Below are 14,910 nucleotides of genomic sequence, written 5' to 3' on the forward strand. Positions count from 1 at the left end.
CCACATACAACCACGGCATTGTTACGGTCATGCCGCGATCCGATGACCGTTCGCTGAGCGCGTACGGCGGCGCCCGTCGGTCGTGTCTGTGCAAGGCGGGGTCGGGACCCCCGGTTAGCCTTGGAGATTGTGACCGCCGCTGAGTATTCCGCCCACCACCTCCAGGTGCTCGAAGGACTCGAGGCCGTCCGCAAACGTCCGGGCATGTACATAGGCTCGACCGATGCCCGGGGGCTGATGCACTGCCTCTGGGAGATCATCGACAATGCCGTCGACGAAGCGCTCGGCGGTCATGGAGATCACATCGACGTCGTGCTCCACAGTGACGGCAGCGTCGAGGTCCGCGACCGTGCCCGCGGCATCCCGGTGGATGTCGAGCCCCGCACAGGGCTCACCGGCGTCGAGGTCGTCTTCACCAAGCTCCATGCGGGCGGCAAGTTCGGCGGGGGGTCGTACGCGGCCTCCGGAGGTCTCCACGGCGTGGGTGCGTCCGTGGTCAACGCGCTGTCAGAACGCCTCGACGTCGAAGTCGACCGCGGCGGCAAGACCTATGCGATGTCGTTCCACCGCGGTGAGCCGGGAGTGTTCGCGGGCCCGGGTCCGGACTCTCCCTTCACCCCCTTCGAAGAGAGCAGCGAGCTGCGCGTGGTCGGGAAGGCGCCGCGTGGCGCGACGGGAACGCGCATCCGCTACTGGGCCGACCGGCAGATCTTCACCCGGGATGCCGCGTTCTCCGTCGAGGAGCTGGAACAGCGTGTCCGGCAGACGGCCTTCCTCGTCCCCGGTCTGCAGATCGTCGTGCGTGACGAACGCGCCGGCGATCCCGTCGAGACGGCCTACCGGTTCGACGGCGGCATCTCGGAGTTCGTAGAGTTCCTCGCCCCCGACGCCGGTGTCACCGACGTCTGGCGGCTGACGGGCACCGGGGTGTTCACCGAGACCGTCCCCGTGCTGCAGCCCACCGGCGCGATGATCCCCACCGAGGTCGAGCGCACCTGCGAAGTCGACATCGCGCTGCGGTGGGGGATCGGCTACGACACCGTCGCCCGCTCCTTCGTCAACATCATCGCCACGCCCAAAGGCGGCACCCATCAGCAGGGATTCGAGCAGGGGCTGATGAAGGTGCTGCGCGCACAGGTGGAGCAGAACGCCCGTCGGCTGAAGGTCGGCAACGACAAGATCGAGAAGGACGACATCCTCGCCGGCCTCACCACGGTGATGACGGTCAGGCTGCCCGAGCCCCAGTTCGAGGGCCAGACCAAGGAGGTGCTGGGCACCCCGGCGGTCCGCCAGATCGTGGCTCAGGTCGTTTCGAAGGAGCTCACCGCACGCTTCTCCTCCACCAAACGCGACGACAAGGCTCAGACATCGCTGGTGCTGGACAAGGTCGTCTCGGAGATGAAGGCGCGCATCTCGGCGCGCACGCACAAAGAGACGCAGCGTCGCAAGAACGCGCTCGAGTCGTCGTCGCTGCCGGCGAAGCTGGCCGACTGCCGCACGAACGATGTCGCCGAATCCGAGCTCTTCATCGTCGAGGGCGACTCGGCGCTCGGCACGGCCAAGCTCGCGCGCAACAGCGAATACCAGGCGCTGCTGCCGATCCGCGGCAAGATCCTCAACGTGCAGAAGGCCTCGATCAGCGACATGCTGTCCAACGCCGAGTGCGCGTCGATCATCCAGGTGATCGGCGCGGGTTCGGGGCGGTCCTTCGACCTCGAGGCCGCGCGGTACGGCAAAGTCATCCTGATGAGCGATGCCGACGTGGACGGTGCGCACATCCGTACGCTTTTGCTCACCCTGTTCTTCCGCTACATGCGCCCGCTCGTGGAGGCCGGACGGGTGTTCGCCGCCGTCCCGCCCCTTCACCGGGTGATCGTGATGCACCCCGGAACGAAACCCAACGAGACGATCTACACCTTCAGCGAACAGGAGCTGCACACTCTGCTCACCAAGCTCACGAAGGCGGGCAAGCGCTGGCAGGAGCCGGTGCAGCGGTACAAGGGGCTCGGCGAGATGGACGCCGACCAGCTCGCGACGACGACGATGGATCGGGGCGGGCGGATGCTCCGGAGGGTGCGTGTGCAGGACGCCGAGGCGGCTTCGAGCGTCTTCGAACTGCTGATGGGCACCGACGTCGCCCCCCGGCGCGAGTTCATCGTCGATTCCAGCGACCGGCTGTCGCGGGAGCGCATCGACGCCTGACCGGCGTCGCTCAGCGCACCACGGTGCCGAGGGCTCCGACGACCGCATCGAGCGGGGTTCCCGACGCATCGCGTCGTGCCCCCGCCGCCGGCAGCTGACGGACCGCGCCGTCGGTGCCGACCGCCCGCGGCTCGGAACCGACCCATGCCAGGCTCAGCGTGTCCTCCCCCCGGAGGAAGCGGTGCGCACGCACCCCGCCGGTGCCGCGCCCCTTCGCGGGGTACTCGGTGAACGCCGAGACCTTGGCGGATCCGGCGTCGGTGCCCGCGAGAGCCGCGGAGGCACCCGCGACGGTGACCACGACGGCGTCGAATGCCGAGCCGCCGACGACGAAGAATCCGATCGCCTCCACACCCGGGGAGAGCCTCATTCCGGCCATCCCCCCGGCGGCGCGGCCCTGGGGCCGGACGGAGGAGGCATCGAACCGCAGCAGCTGCGCATCCGCGGCGACGAACACCAGCTCCGCACCGTCGGGCGCGAGGGCGGCCCCCACGACGCGGTCGCCGTCCTTCAGCGAGATGATCGCGACGTCGTGTTTACCCGCGAGCTCGGATGCCGCGACGCGCTTGACCACGCCCTGCGCGGTTCCGAGCGCGATCGGCGGGTCGGACGCCAGAGGCACCAGGGCGATCACGTGCTCGTCGCCGCTGAGGCCGAGGTACTGGTCGGCGCGGGTGCCGGCCGACAGCTGGACCGAGTTCCCGGGAACGGAGGGCAGATCCACGGGCGAGAACCGGACGAGGCGACCTGCGGTGGTGACCGCGCCCACGTCTGCGCGGGTCGTGGTGTCGACAGCGGAACGCACAGCGTCGTGCTTCGATCGCCGCGACGGCGTGACGACGCCGCCGCCCGGCGCATCCGGCGCCCGCTCGGCGCGCACCATGCGCCCCGTCGATGAGAGGAACACCCGGCAGGGCACGTCGGCGATCTGTAGGTCGACGGGCCCTGCCGACTTCGACGACCGCGTGGCGACCGGACCGCCGTTGAGCAGGAGTGTCCGCCGCGGGGTGCCGAGCGCTTCGGCGGTGGCTTCGAGCTCTGCGGCCACCCGGGCCCGAAGCAGGGCGGGATCGCCCAACAGCTCCACGAGGGCGTCGATCTCGGCCTTCAACGCGTCGCGTTCGGCCTCCAGTTCGATGCGGGAGAACTTCGTCAAGCGCCGCAGACGCAGCTCCAGGATGTATTCGGCCTGCACCTGGGTGAGGTCGAACACGTCCATGAGGCGGCTCCGGGCCTGCTCGCCGTCGTCGGAAGTGCGGATGACCTGGATGACCTCGTCGATGTCGAGGATCGCGATGAGGAGACCTTCGACGAGGTGGAGCCGCTCGCGGCGGCGCGCGAGGCGGTACTCGCTGCGCCGGGTGATCACGCGGATGCGGTGGTCGAGGTAGACCCGGAGCATCTCCCTCAACCCGAGAGTCTTGGGCTGGCCGTCGACGAGGGCGACGTTGTTGATGCCGAAGGAGTCCTCCAGCGGCGTGAGACGGTACAGCTGCTCGAGCACGGCGTTCGGGTCGAACCCCGTCTTCACGCCGATGACCAGACGAAGACCCTTCGTCCGGTCACTGAGATCGGTGACGTCGGCGATGCCGGTGAGCTTCTTGCTCGTGACGGCGTCCTTGATCTTCTCGATCACGCGCTCCGGACCCACGAGGTACGGCAACTCTGTGACGACGAGTCCCGTCCGGCGCGGGCCCAGACTCTCGATCGACACTTTCGCCCGGGTGCGGAAGGACCCGCGCCCCGCGGCGTAGGCGTCGCGGATCCCGTCGAGTCCGACGATGATCCCCCCCGAAGGCAGGTCGGGGCCGGGGACGAACTCCATCAGCTCTTCGAGGCTCGCTTCGGGATTCTCCAGCAGATGCACGGCCGCGGCGACGACCTCGATGAGGTTGTGCGGGGCCATGTTGGTCGCCATTCCCACCGCGATGCCTGAGGCGCCGTTGACGAGCAGGTTGGGGAACGCTGCCGGGAGCACCTCCGGCTGCTGGAACTGGCCGTCGTAGTTGGGGATGAAGTCCACGACGTCTTCATCGAGGTCGGCGGTCATCGCCAGCGCCGGGGGAGCGAGCCGCGCCTCGGTGTAACGCGGGGCCGCGGGACCGTCGTCGAGCGAGCCGAAGTTGCCGTGTCCGTCGACCAGGGGCACCCGCAGGGAGAACGGCTGAGCCAGGCGCACGAGGGCGTCGTAGATGGGAGCATCACCGTGCGGGTGCAGCTTTCCCATCACCTCGCCGACGACGCGAGCGCTCTTGACGTGCCCGCGATCGGGCCGCAGCCCCATGTCGGCCATCTGGAAGAGGATGCGTCGCTGCACGGGCTTCAATCCGTCGCGGGCGTCGGGCAGGGCCCGGGAGTAGATGACCGAGTAGGCGTACTCCAGGAACGACCCCTGCATCTCGACGGAGACGTCGACGTCCTCGATGCGCTCGGCGGGCGTGGTGTCAGCAGGTGATGCGGGCATGGCGATGGGGTTCCAAAACGGAGCGGGGGAGCCGCCGGCGGGGTGTGCCAGACTGGCCCGGGTGACCGTCAGCCTACCGTCGGACCCGCCCGGTGCCCGGCGCCTCACCGCGGTCGTGCCGGAGTTGATCGCATCGCTCGCGGGTGGATCCGACTGGTTCGCTCCCGCGCGGAGCGCGATCGTCTGCGTGGTCGACGGCCTCGGTGCGCACAATCTGCGAGCACGCAGCGGTCACGCGCGGTACCTGACGGCGGCGATGTCGAAGAAGGATGTCGCGCGCACCGTGTTCCCCTCCACCACCGCCGCTGCGCTGACGAGTCTGCTGACGGGGACGGAGCCGGGTACGCACGGCATCGTCGGCTATCGGGCCTTCGTCCCCGACACCGGCGAGGTGCTCAATCAACTCCGCGGGTGGGATACCCACGGATTGCCGGTCAGCTGGCAGCGCGCTGCACCGCTCTTCGGCCGGGAGGCCGAATCCGGTCGGCCGACGTTCTTCGTCTCCAAGCCCGAGTACACCGGCACGGGATTCACCGAGGCCACGCTGCGCGGTGCAGCGGCGGTGCCGGCGGAGGACTTCTCCGACCGGGTCGACCTCGCCGTCGACCTCGCGACCCGTCATCGCGGCGCCCTCATCTATCTCTACACACCGGAACTGGACGGAATCGGGCATCGTCGCGGATGGGAGTCCGACGAATGGACGGTGGGCCTGGAGGGCGTCGACGCCGCCATCGCGCGGCTCGGCGGAGCGCTGCCGGGCGATGTGGGGGCGATCGTGACCGCCGACCACGGGATGGTCGACGTCCCCCGGCACCGGCATCGGCTGCTGGTGGAGGGAAGCCCCCTGATCGAGGGCGTGGCGCAGATCGGCGGTGAGCCTCGGATGCTTCACCTGTATGCCGATCCAGGGGCGTCCCATGCCGTCGCCGACGCGTGGCGGACGGAGTCCTCGCATGCGTGGGTCTTCACGAGGGACGAGGCCATCGCAGGCGGCCTCTTCGGCGAGGTCGATCCCGCGGTGCGACCGCGGATCGGCGACGTCCTCGTCGCTGCGCGCGGGGCCGCCGCGTACTACGACGACCGCGACGCCGAACGCACCGGACAGCAGATGATAGGGCAGCACGGCTCGCTGACCGATGCGGAGCGGATCGTTCCGCTCATCCGCCTCGGCGCGTTCGCCTGAGCGGCGGCTCAGTCGTCGCCGCGCGCGCCGAAGACGATCTCGTCCCAGGAGGGCATGGACGTACGGCCCTTCCGACGTCCCGCAGCCTCGGCGACCTGCGAGGCCGACGGGTTCCTGTCGGACGAGAGGTCTTCGTCGGACGGCTCGGAGGCATCGCCGTATCCGGGCTCGAGGGCGTCGAAGAGGGCGACGGGCTGCGGTGCTGCCGTGCGCTCGCGCGCCTCTTCCGCGCCGGGGAGGGGCTCACGCTGGCCGCGACGGCGGCGCAGGGCTTCGAGCAGGTCGGCCGTCTCTGCGGAGGTGACCGCCGGTTCGGTTGCGCGCTTGATCGCCGCCTCCTGGACCGCTGATGCGACCGGCGCGGGGATCTCGGGGTGCTCGAGGTCGGCCTCCGGCGGACGACGGGGCCCGAAGGCGCCGCTGTCGAAGCGCGAGTCGTCCTTCGTGGGAGCGGTGTCCAGGGCGCGCAGACGCGGGATCAGTCCTTCGGGGAGCGAGCCCTGACGTGACAGCTGGATCGCGTCGGCATTCAGGGGCGACAGCGTGCTGCGGCGGGGGTCGAAGCTCCACCGCGCGTCATGGTCGACGCTGTTGGCGGTGAACTCGACCTTGACGATCCAGCCCGAGGGCTCCTTCCAGCTCGTCCAGCGTTCGCCGACCGCGCCCGCTTCGTGCAGCTTGCCGCGCACCGCTGCTCCGAATGTGGGGTGCGCGTCGTGCTCGAGCTGACCGCCCAGCAGGACCGGCACGGCGAGAGCCTGACCGACGACGTGCTCGCGCTCGGCGAGCACCGGCCCTTCGAAGCGGGCGACGTCTTCCACGCGGCATCCCAGCAGCGTCGCCACCTCGGTGGTCGACAGCCCGGCACGGATGTGCGACTGGATCTCCCGGGGACTGGGGCGGACGGCCTGGCCGTCGTGGTCGCGATCACGCCGCGTGCGGCGCAGCTCGTTGCGCAGCACCTCATCGACGGGCAGCGAGAACCGGTCGCCCGATTCGGTCGCGAGGACGAGTCTGTCGTCCTCGGTTCCGATCACCTTGAGCTGTTCCATGCGAACGCCTCTCCGACTCAGCAGTGCGGCCATGGTGTCACAGGGACGCCTCGGCGCCGGGAATATCGTGCGCGTGGCGCATGTTCCGGTGGGTGATCGTCGCCCCCTCGCGCCTGGGGCGGCATCCGATCACCCGCAGGCGCGCTCGTGGGCGTCCGAACCGGTCGCTGCGGCGCCGGGTGCGGCATTTGCGAAATGCCCACCGGTCATGCAAACTATGGCCGCCTGTTCAGGCCAGGTGCACCCGAGAATCACCGGAAGTAGAGATCCCCCCACATGGCAACCGACTACGACGCCCCCCGCAAGACCGAAGACGACAGCGAGTCGATCGAGGCGCTCAAGGAGCGTGTCCCCGACAAGATGTCCGGTTCGGTGGACGTCGAGGACGCCGACAACCCCTCGGGCTTCGAGCTGCCCGGCGCCGACCTGTCCGACCTCGAGCTCGACGTGGTCGTGCTCCCTCCCCAGGAGGACGAGTTCACCTGCATGAACTGCTTCCTCGTCAAGCACCGCTCGCAGCTGGACCACGAGGGCGGCGACGGGCCGATCTGCCGGGAGTGCGCGGCGTAATCGGCTCCGCGTCCCCGCGCCGTGCCCGCTCGATCGCGGCGATCAGGCGGTCGGGGGTGCGGGTGGAGACCACCCAGGCGGGCACCGGGTCATCCGGGTCTTCGAGCGGGATGACCACAACCGGGTCGATCCCCCCACGGATGAGATGCCACGCCCGGGGGTGCAGCTCCACCCCGCGTTTGCGACGGGCCTCTTCGCCGGTGAACCCCTGGGCAGCGCCCAGGTGACCCACCTCGATGCGGGCACGCCCGGCCCGCAGCACCTCCCCGCGGACCTCCACCACCGGTGAGGCGGCGACCAGTGCGACGACGATGAGCGCCGCGACCGCCGCGCCGACGACGAGGGCGACCGTGGAATCGACGGGGGTGAACACCAGCGCAGCCATCGGTCCGCACAGGGCGGCAGCCACCAGCAGCCACAGGCTCGGACCCAGTCTTTCGCGGTAGAGCACCGCCTGCTCGCCGCTGCGGCGTGGCTCGGACATGTGCATTACCCTCGTTGCGTGACTGAAACCGTGGACGTCCTCATTATCGCCCCCGACGTTCCGGCCTACTCCCACCCCGGTGATGCCGGCGCCGATCTGGTGTCCTCCGAGGCCGTGCGGCTCGAACCCGGGCAGCGCGCCTTGGTCGGCACCGGCGTGCGGATCGCCCTCCCGGAGGGCTTCGCCGCCTTCGTCGTGCCCCGCAGCGGACTGGCCGCCAAGCACGGCATCACCATCGTCAACTCGCCGGGCACCGTCGACGCGGGCTACCGCGGCGAGATCAGGGTCGCCCTCTTGAACACCGACCGCGACACCGCGTTCGAGATCGCGCCGGGCGACCGGATCGCCCAGCTCATCGTGATGCCCGTCACCCGGGCGGCATTCGTGCCGGTCGACGAGCTCCCCGACAGCGTCCGCGGCGCCGGGGGGTTCGGTTCGACCGGATATCAGAAGGACGGAGCGACGGCATGACCGACGCCACACCGCAGAATTCGCCCAAGAGCGCACCCGTCGATCGGGCGACCGAGGGTCCGTTCGATGAGGCGGAGGCCAATCCGGTCCGCCCCTACATCGATCTCGGCGGTATCAAGGTCCTCCCGCGGGAGGGCCTGAACCTGCGCCTGGAAGTGGAGGAGCAGACCAAGCGCATCGTCGCCGTGGGTCTGGATTACGCCGACTCGACGCTGCAGATCCAGCCGTTCGCCGCGCCCCGCTCGGCGGGGCTGTGGGAGGAGACGCGTGAGCAGATCCGGCAGCAGATCCGGCAGCAGGGCGGCCGCGTCGAGGAGCGTGAGGGTCCGCTCGGGCCCGAGCTGCTCGCCGAGGTCCCCGTGGTCGCGGGACCGGACGGGGGAGCGGGCAAGCGCATCGCCCGCTTCGTCGGCGTCGACGGGCCGCGCTGGTTCCTGCGCGGGGTGATCGGCGGGGCGGCGGCGGCCGACGTCGACGCTGCGGCGAAGGTCGAAGATCTCTTCCGCTCCATCGTGGTGGTTCGCGGCACGTCGCCGATGCCACCGCGCGATCTCATCCCCCTCCGCATGCCCGCCACGCCGGGCACGGCGTGAACGACGCCCCGACCGGCGTTCCCGCCCCCGACCCGGATCCCGCCCCCGGAGCCGGGGATCAGCGCGCCTCCGACCTTCTCGGTGCCGCCCTCGGTGGGGCGGCCAAGCGCGCGGGCCTCGATCCGGCCCAGCAGGGGAGCACCGGTCGCGTCGTCTGGTCGGCGATGGGCGGCTGGCGCGGAGTGCTCGAATCGGTCCTGCCGAGCCTGACCTTCATCCTCACGTACACCCTCGTGCCTGGTGATACCAGGGAGAAGCTCATCCCCGCCCTCGCCGTCTCGGTCGGGATCGCGGCGGTGTTCACGATCGTGCGGCTCGTGCAGAAGTCGCCTCCCTCGGCGGCGATCGGCGGACTCGTCGCAGCGGGCGTGGCGGCGGGACTGGCGCTGATCACCGGGAACCCCTCGGACAACTTCATCCCCGGCTTCATCACCAACGCCGTCTACGGCTCGGCGCTGCTGGTCTCCGCACTCATCGGATGGCCGATCATCGGCCTCGCCGTGGGGTTCCTCGTCGGTGAGGGAACCCGGTGGCGGATGGACCGCCGCAAGCGGCGGGCGTTCTTCTGGCTGACCATCGCATGGGCTGCCCTGTTCGCCGCGCGACTGGCCGTTCAGTTCCCGATCTACCTCACCTCTCTGGACGAGAGTCAGCGCGACAGTGCCGTGGCGCTGCTGGGAACGCTCAAGCTCGTGATGGGCATCCCCCTCTTCGCTCCGCTGCTCGCCGTCACGTGGCTGGTGGTGCGAGCCCTCTATCCTCCTGCTCCCAGGTGATACATTTATCTTGACGTCGAGATAAATTGTGCGTTGCGGGCTAAGGCTCGCCTTGCTAGCCGCCACACCGACGGCCAGCGAAGATGGGGATGCGGGGACTGCTCGCGTCCTCGCGGCCGACGAAGGAGACAGACGTGTCCACAGTTGACAGCTTCGGTGCCAAGAGCACCCTGACGGTCGGCAGCACCGACTACGAGATCTTCCGCATCGACGCGGTCCCGGGATACGAGAAGCTGCCGTTCAGCCTCAAGGTGCTGCTGGAGAATCTGCTGCGCACCGAAGACGGCGCGAACGTCACGAAGCAGCAGATCGAAGCCCTGGGTTCGTGGGATCCCACCGCCGAACCCGACACCGAGATCCAGTTCACCCCCGCCCGCGTGGTCATGCAGGACTTCACCGGCGTCCCCTGCATCGTCGATCTCGCCACGATGCGCGAGGCCGTGGCGGACCTCGGCGGCGACCCCACCCGTATCAACCCGCTCGCCCCCGCAGAGCCTCGTGATCGACCACTCCGTCATCGCCGACCTCTTCGGCCGCCCCGACGCATTCGAGCGCAACGTCGAGATCGAGTACGAGCGCAACGGCGAGCGCTACCAGTTCCTCCGCTGGGGTCAGACGGCGTTCGACGACTTCAAGGTCGTGCCGCCCGGGACCGGCATCGTGCACCAGGTCAACATCGAGCACCTCGCGAAGGTGACTTACACCCGCACCGTCGGGGGCAGCCTGCGCGCCTACCCCGACACCTGCGTCGGAACCGACTCGCACACCACCATGGTCAACGGTCTGGGTGTCCTCGGCTGGGGCGTGGGCGGCATCGAGGCAGAGGCGGCCATGCTCGGCCAGCCCGTCTCGATGCTCATCCCGAAGGTGGTCGGATTCAAACTCACCGGCACCATCCCCGCCGGCGTCACCGCGACCGACGTCGTCCTGACCATCACCGACATGCTCCGCAAGCACGGTGTGGTGGGGAAGTTCGTCGAGTTCTACGGCGACGGCGTCGCCTCCGTGCCGCTGGCGAACCGCGCCACGATCGGCAACATGAGCCCCGAGTTCGGCTCCACCGCCGCCATCTTCCCGATCGACGAGGTGACGGTCGACTACCTGCGCCTCACCGGGCGCTCCGACGAGCAGCTCGCGCTGGTGGAGGAGTACTCCAAGGCCCAGACGCTCTGGCACGACCCATCGCGTGAACCCGTCTTCAGCGAGTACCTCGAGCTGGATCTCGGCACGGTCGTCCCCTCGATCGCCGGACCCAAGCGCCCGCAGGATCGCATCGAGCTGACCGCGGCGAAGACCCAGTTCGAGAAGGACCTGCTCGACTACGCCGAGACCGGACCCGAGACGCGGGTCGACGAAGCCGTCGAGGGTACCTTCCCGGCATCCGACCCGGTGGGCTTCACCCCCGACGACGAGAATCTCTCCGACCGCGTCGTGACCGCGGACCACCGCAGTCACGCCCCGGCGGCGGTGTCCAAGCCGACGTCGGTCACAACCGCCGACGGCACCTCCTACACCCTCGATCACGGTGCGGTCACGATCGCGGCCATCACCTCGTGCACGAACACCTCCAACCCGTCGGTGATGCTCGCCGCCGGCCTGCTGGCGCGCAACGCCGCGCAGAAGGGCCTCAAGGCCAAGCCGTGGGTGAAGACGACCCTGGCCCCGGGCTCGAAGGTCGTCACCGACTACTACGAGAAGGCCGGGCTGACCGACGACCTCGAGGCGCTGGGCTTCTACACGGTCGGCTACGGATGCACCACGTGCATCGGCAACTCCGGACCTCTCATCGAGGAGGTGTCGGCCGCGGTCAACGACAACGATCTCGCGGTGACGGCCGTGCTCTCGGGCAATCGCAACTTCGAGGGGCGCATCAACCCCGACGTGAAGATGAACTACCTCGCGAGCCCGCCGCTCGTGATCGCCTATGCGCTGGCCGGATCGATGAACTTCGATTTCGAGACAGACCCGCTGGGCACCGACAGTCAGGGCAACGACGTCTTCCTCAAGGACATCTGGCCGAGCCCGGCCGAAGTGCAGCAGACGATCGATTCATCGATCTCGACCGAGATGTTCGAGAAGCAGTACGGCGCCGTCTTCGAGGGTGACGAGCGGTGGCGCTCGCTTCCGACGCCGACCGGCGCGACCTTCGAGTGGGACGACGCCTCGACCTATGTGCGCAAGCCCCCGTACTTCGAGGGCATGGCGCTGCAGCCCGACCCGGTCAGCGACATCGCCGGGGCCCGCGTGCTCGCCAAGCTCGGCGACTCGGTCACCACCGACCACATCTCGCCGGCGGGATCGATCAAGGCCGACAGCCCCGCGGGTGAGTACCTGCAGTCGCACGGCGTCGACAAGAAGGACTTCAACTCCTACGGCTCGCGCCGCGGGAACCACGAGGTCATGATCCGCGGCACATTCGCGAACATCCGGCTGCGCAACCAGCTCCTGGACGGAGTCGAGGGCGGCTACACCCGCGACTTCACCCAGGACGGCGGGCCGCAGTCCTTCATCTACGACGCCTCGGAGCACTACCAGGAGGCCGGAGTGCCACTGGTGATCCTCGCCGGCAAGGAGTACGGCTCGGGCTCGTCGCGCGACTGGGCCGCGAAGGGCACGCGCCTGCTGGGCGTCCGCGCGGTCATCGCAGAGAGCTACGAGCGGATCCACCGCTCGAACCTCATCGGCATGGGCGTCATCCCGCTCCAGTTCCCCGCGGGGGAGTCGGCGTCCTCGCTGGGCCTCGACGGCACCGAGACGTTCACGATCACGGGCATCGAGGAGCTCAACAGCGGAGCAACCCCGAAGACCGTGCACGTCGTCGCCGAGCCCACCGACGCCTCCGCGGCCGGCAAGGCGCCGGTGGAATTCGACGCCGTGGTGCGCATCGACACCCCCGGCGAAGCCGACTACTACCGCAACGGCGGAATCCTGCAGTACGTGCTGCGTTCCCTGGTCTGAACACGGAGGACCACGCGCCCGGCCGGCGTCGAAACCGGCCGGGCGCTTCCGCGTCGCCCCCGACCCGGGCGGCGTTAGACTCGCACCACGCGCATCCGTCTCCTCGACTCGGGGGCGACGGGTCCCCCGGCGAAAGGAGACCTGTGGCGATCCTCGACACGATCTCGAACCCTCGTGACCTCGACGGGCTCAGCATCCAACAGCTCAACGAACTGGCGGCGGAGATCCGCGCTTTCCTCGTCGAGAACGTCTCCCGCACCGGCGGGCATCTCGGACCCAACCTGGGGGCGGTGGAGCTCACGATCGCGCTGCACCGGGTCTTCGACTCCCCACAGGATCCGGTGATCTTCGACACCGGACACCAGTCGTACGTGCACAAGCTCCTCACCGGCCGTCAGGACTTCTCGGCTCTGCGCTCGCGCGGCGGCCTGGCCGGATACCCGCAGCGCTCCGAGAGCGTCCACGACGTCGTGGAGTCTTCACACGCGTCGAGCTCACTGAGCTGGGCTGACGGCGTCTCGCGGGCGCTCAGCCGCACCGGTCGCCGGGATCGTCACGTGGTGGCCGTCGTCGGAGACGGCTCGCTCACGGGCGGGATGACGTGGGAGGCCCTGAACAACATCACGGACGACAACGACCGGAACCTGGTCATCATCGTCAATGACAACGGACGCTCCTATGCACCGACGATCGGCGGGATGGCGCGATTCCTCAACCGCGTCCGCACGACGGAGGGGTACGAAACGCTCGCGCGCGGCTCGGCCGACCTGTTCCGCCGCCTCGGGCCCGCCGCCCGTGCCCTCTATCGCGGCGTCCGCGGCGGAACCCATGGATTCCTCGCGCGCTTCATCAACAATGAGGCGCTGTATTCCAATCTCGACATAAAGTATCTCGGTCCCGTCGACGGCCACGACCTCGAGGCGATGATCGAGACGCTGGAACTGGCGAAGGCGCACGGCGCTCCGGTGATCGTGCACGCCATCACCGAGAAGGGTCGCGGCTACGAGCCGGCACGCAACGACGTGGCCGACCAGTTCCATGCCGTGGGACGCATCGACCCGGTGACCGGCGAACCGCTGGGGGGCGGCTCCGGCACGGCCTGGACCGATGTCTTCGCCGACGAGCTCGTCGCCGTGGGCGAGGAGCGTCCCGAGATCATCGGGATGACCGCGGCCATGCTGCGTCCCACCGGCATGCTGCCGTTCGCGCAGCGCTTCCCCGACCGGGTCTACGACGTCGGCATCGCCGAGCAGCACGCCGCGGCGTCCGCCGCTGGTCTCGCCTTCGGAGGTCTGCATCCGGTCGTGGCGATCTACGCGACATTCATGAACCGTGCCCTCGACCAGGTGATGATGGATGTCGCGCTGCACCGCGCGGGCGTCACCTTCGTCCTCGATCGTGCGGGTGTCACCGGTCCCGACGGCCCGAGTCACCACGGGATGTGGGACCTGGCGATGCTGCAGATCGTGCCGCACATCCGCATCGCCGCGCCCCGCGACGCCGAGCGACTCCGCGAGGAGTTCCGCGAGGCGGTGGCCGTGGAGGACGGCCCGACGGTGATCCGTTTCCCCAAGGGCAGCGTCAGCCCCGACCTGCCGGCGATCGAACGTCTGGCGGACGGCGTGGACATCCTCTCTCGCTCGGACGCGCAGGACGTTCTCATCATCGGCATCGGACCCATGGCGCACCTGGCGATGGACGTCGCGGATCGCCTGCGCGCCCAGGGGATCGGTGCCACCGTCATCGACCCCCGGTGGGTCGTGCCCGTGCAGCCCTCGATCGTGGATCTTGCGGCGTCCCACCGCCTGGTCATCACCATCGAAGACGGCATCCGCGTCGGCGGCATCGGAACGCGAGTGCGGCAGGTTCTGCGCGAGTCGGGCATCGACACGGCAGTGGACGAGCTGGGCCTGCCCGATGAGTTCATCGATCACGCCAGCCGGGAGCAGATTTTGGAGGACGCGGGCCTCACTGCGGCGAAGATCGCGCAGGACGTCGTCTCGCAGGTGCTGGGCACGCGCATCCCGGTCGCGCGTCCGAGCGGTGACGACGGGTCGCTCTGGCTCGCCGAGCCCGCAAGGCTCAGCGACGCGGAGAAGTGACGACCGCCGGGCGCTGAGAAGCCCGCCGCCTGTTCATGACGAAGGCCCCCAGCAT

General features: G+C 69.3%; 10 protein-coding genes and 1 pseudogene. 8 read left to right on the forward strand and 3 right to left on the reverse strand.

Annotated elements, in window-relative coordinates; genetic code table 11:
* Positions 1-129 precede the first annotated feature (129 nt).
* Positions 130-2,202: a DNA gyrase/topoisomerase IV subunit B gene (locus tag QSU92_RS16610; RefSeq protein ID WP_289263597.1), complete on the forward strand. Its 2,073-nt coding sequence runs from the start codon at positions 130-132 to the stop codon at positions 2,200-2,202.
* 10 nt (positions 2,203-2,212) lie between these two features.
* On the opposite strand, the gene QSU92_RS16615 is transcribed toward QSU92_RS16610, so the two are convergent.
* Positions 2,213-4,666 carry a DNA gyrase/topoisomerase IV subunit A gene (locus QSU92_RS16615; protein ID WP_289263599.1) on the reverse strand — a complete coding sequence of 818 codons (2,454 nt, stop codon included), beginning with the start codon at positions 4,664-4,666 and terminating at the stop codon, positions 2,213-2,215.
* A gap of 61 nt (positions 4,667-4,727) precedes the next feature.
* Between QSU92_RS16615 and QSU92_RS16620 the strand changes: the two genes are divergently transcribed.
* Positions 4,728-5,849 carry an alkaline phosphatase family protein gene (locus QSU92_RS16620; RefSeq protein WP_289263601.1) on the forward strand — a complete coding sequence of 374 codons (1,122 nt, stop codon included), beginning with the start codon at positions 4,728-4,730 and terminating at the stop codon, positions 5,847-5,849.
* A gap of 8 nt (positions 5,850-5,857) precedes the next feature.
* On the opposite strand, the gene sepH is transcribed toward QSU92_RS16620, so the two are convergent.
* Positions 5,858-6,901, reverse strand: a complete 1,044-nt coding sequence (gene sepH, locus QSU92_RS16625) for a septation protein SepH (protein ID WP_289263603.1) — start codon at positions 6,899-6,901, stop codon at positions 5,858-5,860.
* A gap of 276 nt (positions 6,902-7,177) precedes the next feature.
* Between sepH and QSU92_RS16630 the strand changes: the two genes are divergently transcribed.
* Positions 7,178-7,471: a DUF4193 domain-containing protein gene (locus QSU92_RS16630; RefSeq protein WP_124293148.1), complete on the forward strand. Its 294-nt coding sequence runs from the start codon at positions 7,178-7,180 to the stop codon at positions 7,469-7,471.
* Here the strand turns inward: QSU92_RS16630 and QSU92_RS16635 are convergent.
* Positions 7,404-7,955 (reverse strand): DUF3093 domain-containing protein, encoded by a 552-nt coding sequence (locus QSU92_RS16635; protein WP_333783430.1) that lies wholly within the window; start codon positions 7,953-7,955, stop codon positions 7,404-7,406. The genes QSU92_RS16630 and QSU92_RS16635 overlap by 68 nt on opposite strands.
* 18 nt (positions 7,956-7,973) lie before the next feature.
* On the opposite strand from QSU92_RS16635, the gene dut reads away from it, so the two are divergent.
* The 5 genes and pseudogenes from dut (at position 7,974) to dxs (ending at position 14,855) form a co-directional block, all read left to right on the forward strand.
* Positions 7,974-8,426, forward strand: coding sequence for a dUTP diphosphatase (gene dut / locus QSU92_RS16640; protein ID WP_289263605.1), 453 nt, complete (start codon positions 7,974-7,976; stop codon positions 8,424-8,426).
* Complete coding sequence (locus tag QSU92_RS16645; RefSeq protein ID WP_289263607.1) at positions 8,423-9,019, forward strand: DUF3710 domain-containing protein; 597 nt, start codon at positions 8,423-8,425, stop codon at positions 9,017-9,019. Before dut ends, QSU92_RS16645 begins: the two co-directional genes overlap by 4 nt.
* Positions 9,016-9,795 carry a DUF3159 domain-containing protein gene (locus QSU92_RS16650; protein WP_289263608.1) on the forward strand — a complete coding sequence of 260 codons (780 nt, stop codon included), beginning with the start codon at positions 9,016-9,018 and terminating at the stop codon, positions 9,793-9,795. Before QSU92_RS16645 ends, QSU92_RS16650 begins: the two co-directional genes overlap by 4 nt.
* 89 nt (positions 9,796-9,884) lie before the next feature.
* A pseudogene (locus QSU92_RS16655) lies at positions 9,885-12,753 on the forward strand (aconitate hydratase).
* A 143-nt stretch (positions 12,754-12,896) separates the two neighbouring features.
* Positions 12,897-14,855 (forward strand): 1-deoxy-D-xylulose-5-phosphate synthase, encoded by a 1,959-nt coding sequence (gene dxs / locus QSU92_RS16660; RefSeq protein WP_289263611.1) that lies wholly within the window; start codon positions 12,897-12,899, stop codon positions 14,853-14,855.
* The last annotated feature ends 55 nt before the right edge of the window (positions 14,856-14,910 follow it).

Origin of the sequence: Microbacterium sp. ET2 (genome assembly GCF_030347395.1) — a bacterium.
In the GTDB taxonomy this organism is placed as follows: domain Bacteria; phylum Actinomycetota; class Actinomycetes; order Actinomycetales; family Microbacteriaceae; genus Microbacterium; species Microbacterium albipurpureum.

What these genes read in the sequence shown, in the direction of transcription:
- QSU92_RS16615 (WP_289263599.1), bottom strand. Translation starts at nt 4,666, where the DNA reads ATGCCCGCATCACCTGCTGACACCACGCCCGCCGAGCGCATCGAGGAC.
- QSU92_RS16635 (WP_333783430.1), bottom strand. Translation starts at nt 7,955, where the DNA reads ATGTCCGAGCCACGCCGCAGCGGCGAGCAGGCGGTGCTCTACCGCGAA.
- QSU92_RS16645 (WP_289263607.1), top strand. Translation starts at nt 8,423, where the DNA reads ATGACCGACGCCACACCGCAGAATTCGCCCAAGAGCGCACCCGTCGAT.
- sepH (WP_289263603.1), bottom strand. Translation starts at nt 6,901, where the DNA reads ATGGAACAGCTCAAGGTGATCGGAACCGAGGACGACAGACTCGTCCTC.
- QSU92_RS16630 (WP_124293148.1), top strand. Translation starts at nt 7,178, where the DNA reads ATGGCAACCGACTACGACGCCCCCCGCAAGACCGAAGACGACAGCGAG.